Annotated in this window: 17 protein-coding genes and 1 pseudogene; 8 read left to right on the plus strand and 10 right to left on the minus strand. The window is 66.9% G+C overall.

Features of this window, described 5'->3' with window-relative positions:
* Positions 1-4: 4 nt before the first annotated feature.
* Positions 5-259 carry a sulfurtransferase TusA family protein gene (locus HHL28_RS16030; RefSeq protein WP_075770230.1) on the minus strand — a complete coding sequence of 85 codons (255 nt, stop codon included), beginning with the start codon at positions 257-259 and terminating at the stop codon, positions 5-7.
* A 94-nt stretch (positions 260-353) separates the two neighbouring features.
* On the opposite strand from HHL28_RS16030, the gene HHL28_RS16035 reads away from it, so the two are divergent.
* From HHL28_RS16035 to HHL28_RS16045, 3 genes are all read left to right on the plus strand, one after another.
* Positions 354-779 (plus strand): MucR family transcriptional regulator, encoded by a 426-nt coding sequence (locus tag HHL28_RS16035; protein ID WP_075770231.1) that lies wholly within the window; start codon positions 354-356, stop codon positions 777-779.
* A gap of 324 nt (positions 780-1,103) precedes the next feature.
* On the plus strand, positions 1,104-1,919 hold the full coding sequence (locus tag HHL28_RS16040; RefSeq protein ID WP_075770232.1) for a GNAT family N-acetyltransferase: 816 nt from the start codon (positions 1,104-1,106) through the stop codon (positions 1,917-1,919).
* 28 nt (positions 1,920-1,947) lie between these two features.
* Positions 1,948-2,790, plus strand: coding sequence for a lysophospholipid acyltransferase family protein (locus tag HHL28_RS16045; protein ID WP_075770233.1), 843 nt, complete (start codon positions 1,948-1,950; stop codon positions 2,788-2,790).
* A gap of 209 nt (positions 2,791-2,999) precedes the next feature.
* On the opposite strand, the gene HHL28_RS16050 is transcribed toward HHL28_RS16045, so the two are convergent.
* The 4 genes from HHL28_RS16050 to HHL28_RS16065 all read right to left on the minus strand — a co-directional run bounded on the left by HHL28_RS16050 (position 3,000) and on the right by HHL28_RS16065 (position 7,442).
* Positions 3,000-3,281, minus strand: a complete 282-nt coding sequence (locus HHL28_RS16050) for a hypothetical protein (RefSeq protein WP_169655464.1) — start codon at positions 3,279-3,281, stop codon at positions 3,000-3,002.
* 93 nt (positions 3,282-3,374) lie between these two features.
* The gene (locus tag HHL28_RS16055; protein WP_075770235.1) at positions 3,375-6,098 is read right to left on the minus strand and encodes a bifunctional acetate--CoA ligase family protein/GNAT family N-acetyltransferase; all 2,724 of its coding nucleotides are present in this window, start codon (positions 6,096-6,098) and stop codon (positions 3,375-3,377) included.
* Between the two features lie 160 nt (positions 6,099-6,258).
* Positions 6,259-6,837 carry a tetratricopeptide repeat protein gene (locus HHL28_RS16060; RefSeq protein ID WP_075770236.1) on the minus strand — a complete coding sequence of 193 codons (579 nt, stop codon included), beginning with the start codon at positions 6,835-6,837 and terminating at the stop codon, positions 6,259-6,261.
* A gap of 80 nt (positions 6,838-6,917) precedes the next feature.
* Complete coding sequence (locus HHL28_RS16065) at positions 6,918-7,442, minus strand: DUF2244 domain-containing protein (RefSeq protein WP_075770237.1); 525 nt, start codon at positions 7,440-7,442, stop codon at positions 6,918-6,920.
* A 118-nt stretch (positions 7,443-7,560) separates the two neighbouring features.
* Here HHL28_RS16065 and nth point away from each other — a divergent pair, with 118 nt between their 5' ends.
* The 3 genes from nth to HHL28_RS16080 all read left to right on the plus strand — a co-directional run bounded on the left by nth (position 7,561) and on the right by HHL28_RS16080 (position 10,497).
* Positions 7,561-8,232: an endonuclease III gene (gene nth / locus HHL28_RS16070; RefSeq protein ID WP_075770238.1), complete on the plus strand. Its 672-nt coding sequence runs from the start codon at positions 7,561-7,563 to the stop codon at positions 8,230-8,232.
* 435 nt (positions 8,233-8,667) lie between these two features.
* The gene (locus HHL28_RS16075; protein ID WP_169655466.1) at positions 8,668-9,408 is read left to right on the plus strand and encodes a hypothetical protein; all 741 of its coding nucleotides are present in this window, start codon (positions 8,668-8,670) and stop codon (positions 9,406-9,408) included.
* Between the two features lie 564 nt (positions 9,409-9,972).
* Positions 9,973-10,497 (plus strand): hypothetical protein, encoded by a 525-nt coding sequence (locus HHL28_RS16080; protein ID WP_169655468.1) that lies wholly within the window; start codon positions 9,973-9,975, stop codon positions 10,495-10,497.
* Between the two features lie 60 nt (positions 10,498-10,557).
* Here HHL28_RS16080 and HHL28_RS16085 read toward each other — a convergent pair whose 3' ends face one another.
* Together HHL28_RS16085 and HHL28_RS16090 are read right to left on the minus strand one after the other, a co-directional pair.
* Positions 10,558-11,109 (minus strand): bactofilin family protein, encoded by a 552-nt coding sequence (locus HHL28_RS16085; RefSeq protein ID WP_075770240.1) that lies wholly within the window; start codon positions 11,107-11,109, stop codon positions 10,558-10,560.
* Between the two features lie 220 nt (positions 11,110-11,329).
* On the minus strand, positions 11,330-12,010 hold the full coding sequence (locus tag HHL28_RS16090; RefSeq protein WP_075770241.1) for an EI24 domain-containing protein: 681 nt from the start codon (positions 12,008-12,010) through the stop codon (positions 11,330-11,332).
* Positions 12,011-12,124: 114 nt separating this feature from the next.
* Here HHL28_RS16090 and HHL28_RS16095 point away from each other — a divergent pair, with 114 nt between their 5' ends.
* Positions 12,125-13,111, plus strand: a complete 987-nt coding sequence (locus HHL28_RS16095; protein ID WP_075770242.1) for an adenosine kinase — start codon at positions 12,125-12,127, stop codon at positions 13,109-13,111.
* A gap of 43 nt (positions 13,112-13,154) precedes the next feature.
* On the opposite strand, the gene HHL28_RS16100 is transcribed toward HHL28_RS16095, so the two are convergent.
* The 3 genes from HHL28_RS16100 to HHL28_RS16110 are packed head-to-tail and all read right to left on the minus strand — an operon-like array spanning position 13,155 to position 15,569.
* A complete protein-coding gene (locus HHL28_RS16100; protein ID WP_169655471.1) occupies positions 13,155-13,595 on the minus strand; it encodes a PIN domain-containing protein in 441 nt (146 codons plus the stop codon).
* 11 nt (positions 13,596-13,606) lie between these two features.
* Positions 13,607-13,855: a type II toxin-antitoxin system Phd/YefM family antitoxin gene (locus HHL28_RS16105; protein WP_075770244.1), complete on the minus strand. Its 249-nt coding sequence runs from the start codon at positions 13,853-13,855 to the stop codon at positions 13,607-13,609.
* 43 nt (positions 13,856-13,898) lie between these two features.
* The gene (locus HHL28_RS16110) at positions 13,899-15,569 is read right to left on the minus strand and encodes an extracellular solute-binding protein (protein ID WP_169655473.1); all 1,671 of its coding nucleotides are present in this window, start codon (positions 15,567-15,569) and stop codon (positions 13,899-13,901) included.
* Between the two features lie 338 nt (positions 15,570-15,907).
* On the opposite strand from HHL28_RS16110, the pseudogene ppa reads away from it, so the two are divergent.
* Positions 15,908-16,446 (plus strand): annotated as a pseudogene (ppa, locus tag HHL28_RS16115) (inorganic diphosphatase).
* Positions 16,447-16,667: the final 221 nt, after the last annotated feature.

Here is a 16,667-nt window from a genome sequence, read left to right on the forward strand (position 1 = left end):
AGCGCTAACTTCCCCGTCTTACCAGCAGGCGATGCACGCCCGTTCCGGCGGCGGAACTTTCCTGCGCAACGGATAAAATCTCATGTCCCTGCTCGGCAAGTGAGCGGGGCACGTTGACCAGCGGCTCCCCGGAATTCAGCCGGATTTCAATGATTTGCCCGGCAGTCATCCGCTCTATAGCCAGCTTGGCCCGCACGAACGTCATCGGGCAGACCTGACTGGTGATGTCCAGGAACTGGTCGGGACTGCTTTCAGCCACCGCGTTTTCCTTTTCGAAGGGAGTAATTCGATATTGCGTACAAACCGGAGAAGACTTATATCACGGGAAAGTTCCTAGGCTGGAGCAAAGATAGATGTCCACTACGTCCCCGACGAATGAGCTGTTGTCTCTCACCACCGAGATCGTGGCCGCCCACGTCTCCAACAATACAGTGGGCATCCAGGACCTGCCGGCCCTGATCGAGCAGGTGTACCGCACCCTGTCCAACGTCGGGACCGAGCCGGTGGTGCAGAGCGAGAAGCCGCAGCCCGCCGTGCCGATCAAGAAGTCCGTCACCCCCGAATACATCATCTGCCTGGAAGACGGCAAAAAGCTGAAGATGCTGAAGCGGCACCTCAAGACGGCGTACAACATGACGCCGGAGGAATACCGCGACCGCTGGGCGCTGCCGGCCGACTACCCGATGGTCGCCCCCAACTATGCCAAGCAGCGCTCCAAGCTGGCCAAGCAGATCGGCCTGGGCACCCGCGCCCGCCGCAACGGTGCGGACGAGGAGTAAGGGTTCCACGTACCAGGTAAGGACCGGCGGCATAACGTCTTGACCCATGCCGCCGGCCCGCAGGCCCATGCCCGCGCAAGCCAGGGGCGCGGATGCGACCGCCCGGCGGCCGTCCGGATAGACCAAAGGGCCGGTGGCGACACCGGCCCTCCCCTTTTGCGGGGGGTGTTGCACAATCTTTCCGCTGGGATGAAAGTTTCGTGATCGGGCCGTAGGCAGTGTCGGAGTTGGTTGACCGTGCTCCGCCGCTTTGTGGTATGCCAATGGGCCGAGACGTCCCCTGGGCGTGCCCACCCGGGAACGCCAGCGACCGCGAACGAGAGCATGGCAGACATCACGATCGACTCGCTGACCTCCGGGGAGCTGCGCTTCGGCAACCTCGAGGTCCGTCTCGCCGAGACCAGCTCCGAGGTGCAGGCCGCCCAGGCACTGCGCTACCGCGTCTTCTACGAAGAGATGAACGCCCGCCCCACGGCGGAGATCGCCGCCCAGAAGCGGGATTTCGACCGCTATGACACCCTGTGCGACCACCTGCTCGTGGTGGACCACAACCTCGGCCCGGGTGCCGCGGGCGTGGTGGGCACCTACCGGCTGATCCGCCGCCCCGCCGCGGCCCGCGCCGGGTCCTTCTATTCCTCCGACGAATACGACATCTCCCGCATCGAGGAATACCCAGGTGAGGTGCTGGAGCTGGGCCGGTCCTGCGTCGATCCCGCCTACCGCTCCCGCGGCAGCATGCAGTTGCTCTGGCGCGGCATCGCGGCCTATGCGGTGGTCTACAATGTCGAGCTGATGTTCGGCTGCGCCAGCCTGCCGGGCACGAAGCCGGATGCGCTGGCGGTCCCCCTCTCCTACCTCTACTACCACCACCTGGCCCCGCCGGCCCTGCGCCCCGTGGCGCTGCCGCACCGCTATGTGGACATGCGTATGCTGGACGAGCACGCCATCAACCCGCGCACGGCCATCCAGGAAGTGCCGCCCCTGATCAAGGGCTACCTGCGCCTGGGCGGCTTCGTCGGTGAGGGGGCGGTGGTGGACCACCAGTTCAACACCACCGACGTGTCCATCGTGGTGAAGACCGACATGATCACCGACAAGTACCTGCGCCATTACGAGCGGCGCGGTTCCGCCCTGCTCTGACCGGCCGGCACGGGAGGGCCGCACCAGAATGGAGATCGGCTCCACCCTCCGCGGCGTGCTGCGGCTCGTGGCCTATGTCTCGGTGACCCTGGCCGGCATCCCGGTGCAGGCGGCGTTCCTGGCCCTGGGCTGGACCAAGGCCTATGTCCGCTTCCCCCGGGCCTACCACCGCTTCTGCCTGCGCATCCTGGGCATCGAGGTGGTGGTGAAGGGCGCGCCGTCGGCCAAGCGGCCCACCCTGTTCATTTCCAACCATTCCTCCTACCTGGACATCCCCGTCCTGTCCGCCGTGGCCGACGTGTCCTTCGTGGCCAAGTCGGAAGTGAACGACTGGCCCTTCTTCGGCCTGCTGGCCCGGCTGCAGCGCACCGTCTTCGTGGAGCGGGAGAAGCGCACCAAGGCGCAGGAGCAGCGGGACAGCATCGCCGGCCGCCTGCAGGCCGGCGACTGCCTGGTGCTGTTCCCGGAAGGCACCAGCAGCGACGGCAACCGCGTGCTCCCCTTCAAGACCGCCCTGTTCAGCGTGGCCGGTACCAAGGTGGATGAGGCGCCGGTGCTGGTGCAGCCCGTCTCCGTCACCGCCACCCACCTGGACGGCCTGCCCCTGGGCCATGTCTGGCGGGCCCTCTATGCCTGGTATGGCGACATGGAGTTGCCGCCGCACCTCTGGCGCATGGTGCGGGCCGGGCGCATCCGCGTGGTGGTGGAGTTCCACCCTGCCCTGACCGTGGACCAGGTGGGCAGCCGCAAGGCCCTGGCGGAGCATTGCTGGCGCACCGTGGCGCAGGGCGTGGAACGGGCCGTGAAGAACCGGGCGGAGCTGCCGGTGCCGGCCAACGCCGCCGACGGGGCGAAGGCCGCGGTGGGGTGAGGGTGGGAGACCCTCGCTGTCCGGGTGCCTGGTAGGCCGGCCTGTTTTGGCAGCATCAACTGCCTCCCCTGCGCAAGCAGGGGTCCACGGTTTTTGACTCCCATCTCCGCGTCACGGCCGCAGAAGAACTGTGGGCCCCTGCTTTCGCAGGGGAAGCAGGAAAACCTGGGCCTCAAGGGTTGAAAGCGCCGGGAAAGCCGTAAGCCGGCTCACACCACCAGATTCAGCCGGGTGCCCCGGGCACTGCCGCCGTTGGTCTTGGCGCGCACGGTCCCGGCTTCCGTGTCCACGGAATAACCCTGGAAGGTGCTGCTCTGGTTCTCCCGGCCCCGGTCCGCCTGGGCCACGGCGGCGGTGGCGCGGGACGTCTGCACCTCCGTCGGCCGCGCCGTCTTTTGCGCGGTCACCATGGCCGAGGCCAACGCCGCGTTCTGCTGCGGCGCTGGTGTCGATGCCGGTGGCGGCGGCGGTGTGTAGGACGGGATCAACATGCCTTATTCCGCCGCCGTCCCAGGCTGGGAGTCAAGAAAATCCGGTAGGGCTGCTGAACGGCACGTTGCAGGCGGCCCGGCCGGCGACCGTCCTCACGGATGGTCCGCGAACCGGTATGACACCTCCTTGATGCCGGGGTCGTCCGGGCTGTCGTGGGTGGTGAAGCCCAGTTCGCGGCAGAGGGCCAGCATGCCCGAATTCTCCCGCAGCACCTCGCCGAACACCTCCTTGATGCCGCGGCTCTTGGCGTATTTCAGGATCTCCGTCATCAGGATGTGGCCCAGGCCCTTGCCCTTCATGTCGCTGCGCACCAGCACGGCATACTCGGCCCGCTCATTGTCCGGGTCGGCGGTGATGCGGACGACGCCATAGATCGGGTCCTGGGCGTCCTGCTCCTCCCCCCGGCCCGCGGGGAAGGTGGCGACCAGGGCCATTTCCCGGTCATAGTCGATCTGGGTCAGCCGGGCGGCCATCTGGTGGGACAGGCGCTTCATGGGCGCGAAGAAGCGCAGGCGCATGTCCTCGATGCTGGTGTGGGCCACCATGTCGTGGATCAGGGGCTCATCCTCCGGCCGGATCGGGCGGATGAAGAATTCCCGACCGTCGCGCAGCGTCTCCTTGTGCTCCAGCCGCTTCGGGTAGGCGCGCACCGCCAGCCGCTTGGTGGCGGCCTGGGTCAGCGGCACCACCTTGATGCGGGCGTCCAGGGCCAGCACGCCGTTCTCGTCGGCGAACAAGGGGTTGATGTCCAGCTCGGCGATCTCCGGGAAGTCGCTGACCAGCTGGCTGACCTTGACCATGGCTAGGGCCACCGCGTCCAGGTCCGCCGCCGGGCGGTTGCGGTAGCCTTGCAGCAGCTTGAAGATGCGGGTGCGGGCCATCGTCTCCCGCGCCAGGTTCAGGTTCAGGGGTGGCAGGGCCAGGGCCTTGTCGGCCACCACCTCCACGCCCGTGCCGCCCTCCCCGAACAGGATGACCGGGCCGAACAGCACATCGTCCACCATGCCCACGATCAGCTCATGCGCGCCGGGGCGGTGGGCCATCTCCTGCACCGTGAAGCCCTCGATCTTGGCGTCCGGCAGGGCGGTGCGGATACGCTCCAGCATGGCCTCCGCCTCCGCCCAGACCTGGTTCGGCAGCAGGTTCAGGGACACGCCGCCCATGTCGGACTTGTGCACGATGTCGTGGGACAGGATCTTCAGGGCGATGCGCCCGCCCAGGCGCTTGGCGGCCCGTTCCGCCTCCGCCGGGGAGTTGGCCACCACTGTGCGGACGCAGGGGATGCCATAGGCGCGCAGCACCTCCTTGGCCTCGAACTCCGTCAGCCAGGCGCGGCCCTCCCGCAGCGCCTCGTCCACCATGGCGCGGGCGGAGGCCATGTCCACGTCGAACTGCTCCGGCACGCTGGGCGGCGTCTCCATCAGCAGTTCCTGGTTCTTGCGGTAGCGCACCAGGTGCATGAAGGCCCGCACCGCCTGGTTCGGCGTGTGGTAGTCGGGGATGCGGTGCTGGGCGAACAGCTTGCGGGCGTCGGCCGCGGCAAATTCCCCCAGCCAGCTGGTCAGCACCGGCACTTTGCGGCCGCCGCCGGGCTTCTTCGCGTGCTCCAGGATCACGTCCACGGTGGCCTTCGCCGCCTCGCCCGCGTCCGCCACGGCGGTGGGGCAGTTCAGCACCAGCACGGCGTCCAGGCCGCGGTCCTCCAGCAGGATCTTCAGGCTGTCCGCATAGCGCTTGCCGTCGGCATCGCCGATGATGTCAACCGGGTTGCCGTGGCTCCAGGTGGGGGGCAGAACGCCGTTCAGCTTCTCGATGGTCTCCGGCGCCAGCTGGGCCAGCCGACCGCCGGACCCGATCAGCGCGTCCGTGGCCAGTACGCCGATGCCGCCGCCGTTGGTCAGGATGGCCAGCCGGTCGCCCTGGATGTGCACGCCGGTGGCCAGGGTCTCCACCGCGTCGAACAGCTCGTCCAGCTCCGCCACCCGCAGCATGCCGGCGCGGCGGAAGGCGGCGTCATAGACCGCGTCGGCCCCGGCCAGGGCGCCGGTGTGGCTGCTGGCGGCCTTGGCGGCTTCCTCGCTGCGGCCGGCCTTGATGACGATCACCGGCTTGGCGCGGGCGGCGGCCCGGGCGGCGGACATGAACTTGCGGGCGTGGGTGATGGCCTCCACGTACAGCAGGATGGCGCGCACGCTGCTGTCCTGGGCCAGATAGTCCAGCAGGTCGCCGAAATCCACGTCGGCCATGGAGCCGAGGCTGACCAGGTGGCTGAAGCCGATGCCGCGGGGCGTGGCCCAGTCCACGATGCTGGTGACCACGGCGCCCGACTGTGCCACCAGGGCGATGTCGCCCTTCAGGGGCGGCACATGGCAGAAGCTGGCGTTCAGCCCCTGCCCCGGGACCATGACGCCCAGGCAGTTCGGGCCCACCAGCCGCATCAGGTGGGGCTTGGCGGCGTCCAGCAGCTCCTGTTGCAGCGCCTTGCCCTCCTCGCCCAGCTCGGCGAAGCCGGCGGTGATGACGATGGCGGCCTTGGTGCCCCGCTCCCCCAGCTCCCGCACCAGGCCGGGCACCGTCTGCGGCGGGGTGGCGATCACCGCCAGGTCGGGCACCACGGGCAGGTCGGCGACGGAGGGATAAGCCAGCACGCCCTCGATCGACCGCTCCCGCGGGTTCACCGGCATGATCGGGCCGTCGAAGCCGGCGTTGAACAGGTTGCGGGCCACCACCTGGCCGATGGCGCGGGCCCGGCGGCTGGCGCCGATGAGCGCGATGGAGCGTGGCTTGAACAGCCGGTCCAGGTTGCGGATCGTCATGTCAGCCCTTCCCTGTGAAAGCTGGAATGGTTGGCCCGGCGAACCGCCGGCGCGGCCCACCATAAACCTGTGCCGCGACGCGGCGATGACATACCTCAAGCGGGTGAGCAGGCTTATCCGACGGCTTATTGCGGCGCACAATTGCCGCAGGCCCGGCGCCTCACTCAATGGCCCGCAAGGCCCGCCCGGCCAGGGGGTGGCCCCCGTCCATGGCCTTCCTCAGCCAGTGGCGGGCGGCTTTCAGGTCCTGGGGCACGCCCCGCCCCTCGATGTGCATCACGCCCAGGCGGAAGGCGGCCTCCGGGTAGAAGGCGGGGCCCCGGCCGTCCAGCGGGCCCGGCAGGGGCGAGGCGTTGTTGCCGGGCACGACGATGTAGGTGGTGGGCGGCGGGCCCTTCACCGCGGCCAGCCGGTACCAGCGGGAGGCCAGTTCCGCATCCTCCGGCACGCCGATGCCGGTCTCGAAGCTTTCGCCCATGACCAGGGCGGCGGCCTTGTCACCCTGGCAGGCCTGCAGGTAGGCCATGGCCAGCAGCGGCGCCCGCTGGAAGGGCATGGCGTCCTTCTCCTGCGCCGGGCGGCCCAGGGCGGCGCAGGGGTCGGCGAACTGGCAATCGGGCAGGCCCGGGCAGATGCTGTCCCGACCCCCGGCGACACAGGCGGACAGGACCAGCCCGGACAGGGCCAGGGCGGACAGGCGTGCGGCGAAGCCCACGCCCCTGCCGGTTGGGACCGTCATCGCTCACCCTTTCTGCGTCCCGGTTCCGGGGGAAAGCATGGCCCGCCGGGCGGGGCCGCGTCCATTACCCGAAATGGGGGTCAGGCCGGATGGCCCGACAGTTCCTTCGGGCTGCGCCAACGCGCCAGGGCTCCCCGCAGCGCATGGGCGAAGTCCAACCGCTCCTCCGGCGCCAGGAAGCTGCCCACCACCAGGTGCCGCCCGTGGGACGACAGGGTGACGTGGCTGTCATGCTGCACCGGTTCCTGGATGTGGACCTGCAGCCAGGTGGGTTGGAAGGTCCAGGTTCGGACGCGGCGGGCGGGGTCCACCCGCTGCACCGTCAGCGTGTCCGCGTCCAGTTCCACCGTCTCATACAGCCGGCCGCTGCGGTAGCTGGCCTTGAAGGCGAGATAGACCAGCAGCACGTCCAGGCCCAGGAAACCCACGATGGGCCAAGCCCCCGCCAGGAAGAAGCCCAGGCCGAGGGTGAAGCTGAGGGCGCCCACCACCAGCATCAGCCGGCGGAAGCCCTTGGCGCTGAGGCTGCGGTTGGGGTGCAGCACGGCCCGGAACAGGACCGGCCGCTGACCCCCCTGCCCCGGATGGTCTGCCCGCGTATCCATGGGGCGAGAATATGCTTCGCCGGGCGAACCGGGCAAGGCCTGCCGTGCCGGCGATTGCGGGCGATCTGTCGCCCCCCTAGATTGCTGCCCGGTCCCGTCCGCCATCTCGAGGTCCCCCGTGAAGCGTGCCGCCATAGAGGAGTTCTTCCGCCGCTTGTCCGCGGCCGACCCGGAGCCGAAGACCGAGCTGGAGTACGGCAACCCCTATACCCTGCTGGTGGCCGTGGTGCTGTCGGCCCAGGCCACCGACGTGGGCGTCAACAAGGCGACCAAGGGATTGTTCGCCGCGGCCGACAACCCGGCCGCCATGGTGGCCCTGGGCGAGGCCACGGTGCGGGACTTCATCAAGACCATCGGCCTGTACAAGAACAAGGCCGCCAACGTCATCAAGCTGTCCCAGATCCTGCTGGACAAGCATGGCGGCGAGGTGCCCCGCGACCGGGAGTCCCTGGAAGCCCTGCCCGGGGTGGGGCGCAAGACCGCCAACGTGGTGCTGAACGTGGCGTTCGGGGAACCCACCATCGCCGTGGACACCCACATTTTCCGCGTGGGCAACCGCACCGGCCTCGCCCCCGGCAAGGACCCCGATGCGGTGGAACAGGTGTTGCTGAAGAAGGTGCCCAAACCCTATCGCCAGCACGCCCACCACTGGCTGATCCTGCACGGCCGCTACACCTGCAAGGCCCGCAAGCCCGACTGCCCCGCCTGCATCGTCCGCGACCTCTGCGCCTACCCCGCCAAGACCACCGCCGAGGAAATGGCCAAGGGCCGGACGGCTCCGGAGGCGTGAGCGTTGGACAAAATTGACCTTAAGGTGACTAACTTTACCTAAAGGTGACGCTTAACTTTACCATGGTTAAGTTATATGTGGCTGATTTTGCTGGGGTTTGTGCCTTAAGGCGACTAACTTGACCGGGTTGCGCTTTGTGTCACCTTAAGGGGTGGTTGCGTCAGGAGTGCTGACCTGTTGACAGGTGTAGCGGATGGACGGGGACACGGATGTCCACGGATGATGTCCGGAAAGCCGCGGATGGAGGAATTCACCCTGTCCAAGAACCGCGCCGAAAGGGCGTGGGAGGAGCATGGCACGCCCTAGGAATTTTGTCACCTGTCGGGCAAGGGGCATGCATAAACGCGAAAGTTGCCTTGGGTTGGATTTCCGGTAGATTCATTTGTAGGAGCCGCCCGCACGCCGTCGATGCCGGTGGCCGTCCGGGACCGGGTCATGGGAAACGCCACACCGACGAACCCGCTGGCCGCAGGGTTCTATACCGTCGATGATGCCGCCCGGCTGATCGAGGTCGGCAGCGCGCGCCGTATCCTGGGCTGGTTGCGGGGCTACCCGGACCGACAGATCGGGCCGCTGCTGCACCGGGACTACCAGCCGCTGGGCGGGCGCCAGGAGCTGAGCTTCCTGGACCTGATGGAAGTGCGGTTCGTGGAGCATTTGCGGGAGCAGGGCGTGAAGGTGCGCACCCTGCGCCGGGCGCTGGAGGCTGCCCGCGCCCTGTTCGGGGAGGCGAAGCCGCTGGCCAGCGACAAGGTCCGCTTCCTGCTGACGGCCGACCGCAAGAACGTGCTGGTGGAGGAGGTGCTGAAACCGGCCGCGCAAGAGGCGGGGGACACGCGGCTGTGGAACCTGCTGACCCGGCAGTATGAGATGTGGGAGGTGATCCAGGCGACGCTGGCCAAGGGCGTCAGCTTCGATCCCCAGACCCATCTGGCAGCCCGCTGGGCACCCCGCCCGGACAGTTTCCCGACCATCCTGATCGATCCCCGCATTGCCTATGGGCAGCCAATCGTCCCCGCCCTGGTCCCGACCCGGGCCATCGCCGACATCTGGGCGGCGGAGGGAGGCGACGTGGAGGCGGCCGCCGACTGGTTCGGCATCCCTGTCGAGCAGGCCCGGGACGCCGTGGGGTTCGAGTTGGCCCTGAACGAGCCGAAGCAGGCGCTGGCGGCGTGATTTGAGCACGAGTAGAAAATCTTCCACCCTAAAACCAAGAGTCTGTTTTGCGTTGGCTCCGATGAGATCTTGCAATCATTTCTGATGATTTCCAGATACGACAGCCATCAATGGATGCTGGAGTAGCTGACGTAAATGCTTAAAACTTTGTGGCAAATTTCCAGCAACAAGCTGGTCGCCACGAGCAACCTGATCAGCTTAAAATTTTTCGTGCTCCTTTGGGGCCCCTTCATTCCATCCTCCATATCTTGCGAGTTTTCTGCGAAAGCCGACGCTACATTATGATGGAGAGCCTACCCCCTTCTCGCAAACGCTTTTGTGTATAGAAATTGCTAGGGCTGTTAGCAACTTGTGGATAAATCTGGTGCGTCTGTTGATAAGTGTCTTCTTTGGAACCAACGTGTCATTAGGTCGGCTGCTAAGCAATTGAAATGACTTGGAAATTTTTGTCACCTGTCACTCTGTTGAAAGCGTCAATCTGCGGTAAGGGATCGCAGAAAATTTCACGGGCATTTCTGATAGCTTACAATCGCCTAAGCTCTTTCAAGTTCGGCGGGGAAGGTCATGAGCGCCCAGACAAATCAGAGAACAAAAAAGCGAAACCAATTAAATGTACGACTTTCCGATAAGAGTGATTTCCAGCTTGAACTTATTCGTATGAAAAAAGCCTTGAATCAGACATCTGCACTTGAAGTAACAATAGAAAGCTATGTTGATGGCTTAGAATTAAGTTCAGAAGGACTTACATGGCAGGATATATGGCATGCTGATCCAGCAATTCGAGAGTTTAGATTGCTTCTCTGTGATAGGATATGGTTAGAACATAATCGGCAGGAATTACGAGATTTCATCAAAGAGCATCACGAATATTTTTTCTTTGGCGGATTTGGGGTCCGTCCAAATGAAAGTGCATTCAAAGTATTCTATTCTAGAAAAGATGAGATAATGAAGTATTGGAGGTCTGGAAATGGCTTTGACCTGAATGCCCTCCATCGCACTCTCCAGGCTGAACTTGTCCGAAGAGGTGTTCAGTTTGCAAGAAGCGAAAGTGTGGACGAGCTAATGGATACTGACCAGATTGCCGAATAAAGAACCCCGCCCCCTCTCGCGAAGGGGCGGGGCTTCTCGTCTCAATCCCGAAGGATGCCCTCAGGCGCCGGCGGGCTCGGGGGCCTTGGGCGCGGGGGCGGTGGCGGGCTTCGGGCCGCCGGTCAGCACCTCGATGGTGCCGGACAGCTGGCCGCCATTCTCCACCTCCAGGGTGCCGTAGCGGATGGTGCCGGTGATCTTGCCGGTGCCGCGGACCTTCAGCGTGCCGCGGACGGTGATGTCGCCCTCGAACCGGCCGCCGATGTCGGCGTCGTCGATCTCCACCGAGCCCTTGAACAGGCCGGTGTCGGCGATCTCGATCACCCGGCCGTCGCGCAGCTTGGCCTCGACCGTGCCTTCCACCACCAGCACGTCGCAGGCGGCGATCTCACCGGACAGGCTGATGTCGCGGCCGACGATCAGCTTGCGCATCTCCGTGGCGGGGGCGCCGCCCTCCGTGCCCGTGGGGGCCACCCGCTTCGGCGGGGTGCCCGGGATCTCCACCACCCGGCGGGGGATGTCGGGCTTGAAGCCCTGGGTCAGCGGGTTGCCGCCGGCCGGGGTGGTGCCGGACGCGCCGGTGCCCGGCGGGAAGGAGGTGGGCGTGTTCATGGGTGCGGGCCTCGTCTGCGGGTCGGTGGGCTGGGCGGCTGCGGGCGGCGTGGGGCTCGGCGCAGGGTCCGGGACGCGCGCCTCGGGCGCCGCGGGCGGGCTCACGGGCGTGCCGGGGCCGGAGGGTGGCTTGGTGCGTCGGAACATGGCGGTCTTGCCCCCAGGAAGCTTGCGCGGTGACGACGGTCGTCTTGGCCGTTGGGCTGACACCGTCCGGGTATCATGCGCCCCCCGTCCGCGGCAAGCCTCGGCGCAACCGTTCGAACAGATGCACCATGAAGGCCGTGGCGACGACGGGCGCCAGCAGATTCACGATTGGGATGGAGGAGATAAAGGCAATAATGATTCCGGCCACAAAAAGTCTCAACGACTCTGACGAACGTAGGTACTTCATGCTGCGAGCATCCATGCGCCGCACGGCCACAAGTTCGTAGTACTCCCGCCCAAGGAGGTAGCCGTTCAGCCCATAAAAGATGAGCGGATACAGGGGTCCCAGAAACAGGAACGGCAGGGCCAGCAGGTTCAACAGGAGGACGAGGCCCAGGAACTTCGCGCTGCTCCACAGCCCCTCTGCCAGCGTCTGGGAACGGCCCGGCGGCAGGTGCGGGTACCAGCGCCGTTCCACCGCTTCCACGATGCTGTCCAGCATCAGGCTTGACGTGGTGACCACCACGGCGGGGAAGGCCAGCCAGCTCAGACCGATCACCGCCGCCCCGCCCAGCAGGTCCACGCCCCAGTCCAGCCAGGGCGTCTCGAACAGGGCCGTATGGGTGACCAGATAGCCGAAACCGGCCCAGACGGCGGCGAAGACCACCACGGTCAGCAGCACCGACAACAGCACCACGCGGGTGAAGGCCCGGTCGGTAAGCTGGCTAACGGCCTTGAAGAAAGCGTCGATCATCGTGCCACGCGAACAGGTGCCGGAGGAATACCATCTAGGAGAAAGCCCGCCCTTGCCGCAAGCGCGCCGCCGCCTATACTGCGCCGCACTTTCTTTCCCGGTGGAGGCTTTTCCGTGGCGGCTCGGTTCGATGTGGTGGGTATCGGCAACGCGATCGTGGACGTGATCGCCCAGGCCAGTGACGAGTTCCTGGCCGCCAACGGCCTGGTGAAGAGCGGCATGGCCCTGATCGACGCCCAGCGCGCCGAGGAGCTGTACGCCAAGATGGGCCCGGGGATCGAGATGTCCGGCGGCTCCGCCGGCAACACCATGGCCGGCATCGCCATGCTGGGCGGCAAGGGCGCCTTCATCGGCAAGGTGGCCGACGACCAGTTAGGCAAGGTCTACCGCCACGACATCCGCAGCGTGGGCGTCACCTTCGACACGCCGGACCTGACCGACGGCACCCCCACCGGCCAGTGCCTGATCCTGGTGACGCCGGACGCGCACCGCACCATGAACACCTTCCTGGGCGCTTGCACCCTGCTGACCCCGGCGGACGTGGACCCGGCCGTCATCCAGGGCAGCCAGGTCACCTACCTGGAAGGCTATTTGTGGGACCGGGACGACGCCAAGCAGGCCTTCCTGAAGGCGGCGGAGCTGGCCCACGCGGCCGGCCGCAAGGTGGCCCTGTCCCTGTCGGACAGCTTCTGCGTCCACCGCCACCATGACAGCTTCCTGGAGCTGGTGGCCAACCATGTGGACATCCTGTTCGCCAACGAGGGGGAGGTCACGGCCCTCTATGGCGGGGACTTCGACAGCGCCGCCGCGGCGGTCCGCAAGCATGTCGACACCGCCGTGCTGACCCGCAGCGAGAAGGGTGCGGTGGTGCTGGCCGGCGGCCAGACCTACAGCGTCCCGGCCGAGCCGGTGGCCCAGGTGGTGGACACCACGGGGGCCGGCGACCTGTTCGCCGCCGGCTTCCTGCACGGCTACACCACCGGCCGCAGCCCCACGGACTGCGCCCGCCTGGGCGCCATCTGCGCGGCCGAGATCATCAGCCACTACGGCGCCCGCAGCCAAGCCGACCTGAAGGCGCTGGCGAAGGCGAAGCTGGGGTGAGGGGATTGGCTGGGGGAGGGCAAACCTCCCCTGGCCCGGATGTTCAGAATGCCAGGACGTGTTCCAAGAGGTCTTGGTTTGCAGGGTTGAAGGGGTTCACGAACCGCACCCCTTCCAACTCCCGGCCATCTTGCAGGTCCTCGCTCAGCAGGTAGGCGGCGCCGGCCCGGCGGCTGACTGCCCAGATCATGCCATCCCAAAAAGAGATGCCGTGGTCCCGATGGACCCGCATGGCATCAGCCAAATCTGCCATTTCCGCTGAGCGGGGTGGAAAGACGGCGCCCCAGACCTCGACCAGCTCCTTCGCCTTGCCCGGATCGGCATGCACTTTCCGGGTGACGACGGTGTAGAATTCCGTCAAGGCCTGCATCGGCAGCAAGCCCCTGTTCCCGAGGCTCAGGCGGGCCAGGATGTCCACGGCGATCCCATGCTTGCCGGCATCGTGCGTCGGGTTGGCCGCATAAACCAGGATATTGGTGTCCAAGGCCGCCCGGATCATCGGGAGTGCAACGCGTCCCGGTCCAGCTTGCCGTCATAATGGAAGGCCATACCCTTCTGGAGCATCTCAAGCATCCGGGTCCTGGCGGCCTCTGCCACGAGGTCGGGCACCGCAGACGCGGGGACCATGACCGCCACCGGCTTGCCATCCTTCGTGATGGTCACCTGCGCGCCATCCTCCACGCTGCGGAGGAGGCGGGAGAAGCTCCGGTTGGCGTCAGTCGCTGAGATGAAGGCGTCGGGCATGCCACCCACCGTGCCAGTAGTGTGTAGTCACTACCTTGGTCCCTCAGGGTTGGTGGGTCAAGCCCCCCGCTGCCATGCTGCTTCCCGCCCGCCTGTCCCAGGCTGTTTCCAGCACCACGCCGTACAAGGGCACGCGGTCGGGCCAGGCGATGTGGCTCCAGGCGGCGATGCGGTCCTCGGGGCTGTAGAACAGGGGCACGATGGGGAAGTCCCAGAGCAGGGCCCGGTCCAGGGCGCCGGTGGCGGCGGCCAGCTCTTCCCGTGTGCGGGCCTGGCCCAGGGCGGTGATGGCGGCGTCAACGGCCCCGTTGCGCAGGCCGGGCCAGTTGCGGCTGCGGGGGATGTCGGCGGCGGCGCTACCGTAATACTGGGCCTGCTCGTTGCCGGGGGACAGGCTGTTGACCCAGCGGTGGGTGATGGCATCGAACTGGAAGCGGTCCAGGCGCTGCTGGAACTGGGCGGCATCCACCAGCCGGGGCCGCAGCACCACCCCGATCCGGGCCAGTGACCGGGACCATTCCAGCAGCATCCGCCCCTCGGCGGGGAGCTGGTACAGAACCTCCGCCTCCAAGGGCGTGCCGTCGGGGCCGACCTGCCGCCCCTCCACGACGCGGTATCCGGCCTGGGCCAGCAACTCCATGGCGCGGCGCAGGTGCGGGCGCATGGCATAGCCGGTGCCGTCGGTGCGGGCCACCCGCCAGGCCGGGCCGAAGGCGCGGGGGTCCAGCCGGTCACGGAAGGGCTCCAGCAGGGCCAGCTCGGCGGGGCTGGGCGGGCCGGCGGGCGCGGCCAGGTCGGCGTTGGGATACAGGCTCTCGATGGGGCGGACCTGGCCGAAATACAGGCTCTTGGCCATCCAGTCATAGTCGAAGGCCAGGGCCACCGCCTCACGCACCAGCCGGTTGTCGAAGGGCGGGCGGCGCAGGTTCAGGAAGACGGCCCGGGTCCATTCGGTGCGGCCATGGGGCAGGGCCACCAGCCGGATGCGGCCATCGCGCACCGCCGGCGTGTCATAGTCCCGGGCCCAGCGGGCCACGTCCGGCTCCCGCCGCAAATCGATGCCGCCCGCCTTGAAGGCCTCCAGCGCCACCGTCTCATCCCGGAAATAATCGATGGTGATGCGGTCGAAGTTGAAGTGGCCACGGTAGGCGGGCACCCGCTCCCCCCACCAGCCCGGCACCCGCTCATAGACCACCCGGCGGCCGGGTTCGGCCACGGCGACACGGTAGGGGCCGCTGCCCAGGGGCGGGTCCAGGTGGGTCTTGCCCACGTCGCGGCCCTCCGCCTGCCACCAGTGCTTGGGCAGCACGGGCATCAGGCCCAGGATCAGCGGCAGCTCCCGGTCGATGCTGCCGTCGGGGTTGGGGGACAGGTCGAAGCGCACGCTGCGCTCCCCCGTCCGCTCCGCCCTGGCGACGCGGGCGTAATAGCTGCGGTGGTTGGGGCGGCCCTTGGTCTTCAGCTCCTGGAAGCTGAACAGCAGGTCGTCGGCGGTGACGGGCCGGCCGTCATGCCAGCGGGCGGCGGTGTCCAGGGTGAACTCGATGGCCGAACGGTCGGGGGCGACCCGGAAGCTCTCCGCCAGGCCGGCATAGAGGGTGAAGGGCTCATCCCAGCTGCGGGCCAGCAGGGATTGGTAGACCCAGCCGGTCAGGTAGGTGGCCGCCTTGCCGCGGATGGCGTGGGGGTTCAGGCTGTCGAAGCCGCCGGTCATGCTTTCCCGCCGCTGCCCGCCCTTGGGCGCGGCGGGGTCGGCATAGGGGAAATGGCTGAAGCCGGGGGCAGGGCCGGTTCCCCCTGCATGGCGATGGCCGCCTGGGGCGGCCCCAGCTCCCCCGCCAGGACGGGCGCAGAGACAAGAAAGGCGAGGAGCAAGAGGAGCAGCCCACCTGGTACCCGTCCCCAAGGGGCAGTACCAAAGTCCATGCGTCGGAAACGCACAGCCGCCCCGACCACCGGAACCTTCATTTCGCACCTGCACTGGCGTAGAGTGCCCCGGCGACGTGCGGTGCCCCAGGGGCCGCGCTCCCTATATTGTCAGAAGGCCGAACCATGGACATCACCAAGATCCCCGTGGGCAAGAACCCCCCTGGGACCTGAACGTCGTCATCGAGATCCCGCAGGGTGGCCAGCCCGTCAAGTACGAGATGGACAAGGACAGCGGCGCCCTGTTCGTGGACCGGTTCCTCCACACCGCCATGTTCTACCCGGCCAACTACGGCTTCGTCCCGCACACGCTGGCGCTGGACGGCGACCCGATGGACGTGATGGTGGTGGGCACCCAGGCCGTGGTGCCGGGCGTGATCCTGCGCAGCCGCCCCATCGGCGTGCTGATCATGGAAGACGACGCCGGCGTGGACGAGAAGATCCTGGCCGTGCCGGTGGACAAGCTGCACCCCTTCTACTCCAACATCGCCAGCTACCGGCAGCTGCCCCAGATCCTGGTGGAGCAGATCGCCCACTTCTTCGAGCACTACAAGGATCTGGAGCACGGCAAGTGGGTCCGCGTGGTCCGCTGGGGCGAGGCCGACGAGGCCGCCAAGCTGATCATGGAGTCCTTCGAGCGGGCCAAGGGCACCGACAAGGAGTGAGGTTCCGGTCCTGGACTGGAGACAGGGGGCGGGCTCTGCGGGGCCCGCCCTTTTTCTTTCGGTGCGATCGAGGCGGTCGGGCCTGGGGCTGGTGTTCGGCCAGGGGACACGGACGGCACGGATGCCGCTTGCGCGGCCACGGATGACACGGACGGTTCAACGGGGCCGTTCGGCCTTGATGAAGACCAAGCGCGGCGAAGCCGCAGTAGGATGTTCTTGCG

The organism is Aerophototrophica crusticola (assembly GCF_012913305.1).
Classification (GTDB): domain Bacteria; phylum Pseudomonadota; class Alphaproteobacteria; order Azospirillales; family Azospirillaceae; genus Niveispirillum; species Niveispirillum crusticola.

Excerpts from the sequence above, each read along its gene's own strand:
- HHL28_RS16035 (WP_075770231.1), top strand. The coding sequence starts at position 354 with ATGTCCACTACGTCCCCGACGAATGAGCTGTTGTCTCTCACCACCGAG.
- HHL28_RS16040 (WP_075770232.1), top strand. The coding sequence starts at position 1,104 with ATGGCAGACATCACGATCGACTCGCTGACCTCCGGGGAGCTGCGCTTC.
- HHL28_RS16045 (WP_075770233.1), top strand. The coding sequence starts at position 1,948 with ATGGAGATCGGCTCCACCCTCCGCGGCGTGCTGCGGCTCGTGGCCTAT.
- HHL28_RS16050 (WP_169655464.1), bottom strand. The coding sequence starts at position 3,281 with ATGTTGATCCCGTCCTACACACCGCCGCCGCCACCGGCATCGACACCA.
- HHL28_RS16055 (WP_075770235.1), bottom strand. The coding sequence starts at position 6,098 with ATGACGATCCGCAACCTGGACCGGCTGTTCAAGCCACGCTCCATCGCG.
- HHL28_RS16060 (WP_075770236.1), bottom strand. The coding sequence starts at position 6,837 with ATGACGGTCCCAACCGGCAGGGGCGTGGGCTTCGCCGCACGCCTGTCC.
- HHL28_RS16065 (WP_075770237.1), bottom strand. The coding sequence starts at position 7,442 with ATGGATACGCGGGCAGACCATCCGGGGCAGGGGGGTCAGCGGCCGGTC.
- HHL28_RS16075 (WP_169655466.1), top strand. The coding sequence starts at position 8,668 with ATGGGAAACGCCACACCGACGAACCCGCTGGCCGCAGGGTTCTATACC.
- HHL28_RS16080 (WP_169655468.1), top strand. The coding sequence starts at position 9,973 with ATGAGCGCCCAGACAAATCAGAGAACAAAAAAGCGAAACCAATTAAAT.
- HHL28_RS16085 (WP_075770240.1), bottom strand. The coding sequence starts at position 11,109 with ATGAACACGCCCACCTCCTTCCCGCCGGGCACCGGCGCGTCCGGCACC.
- HHL28_RS16090 (WP_075770241.1), bottom strand. The coding sequence starts at position 12,010 with ATGATCGACGCTTTCTTCAAGGCCGTTAGCCAGCTTACCGACCGGGCC.
- HHL28_RS16105 (WP_075770244.1), bottom strand. The coding sequence starts at position 13,855 with ATGCCCGACGCCTTCATCTCAGCGACTGACGCCAACCGGAGCTTCTCC.
- HHL28_RS16110 (WP_169655473.1), bottom strand. The coding sequence starts at position 15,569 with ATGACCGGCGGCTTCGACAGCCTGAACCCCCACGCCATCCGCGGCAAG.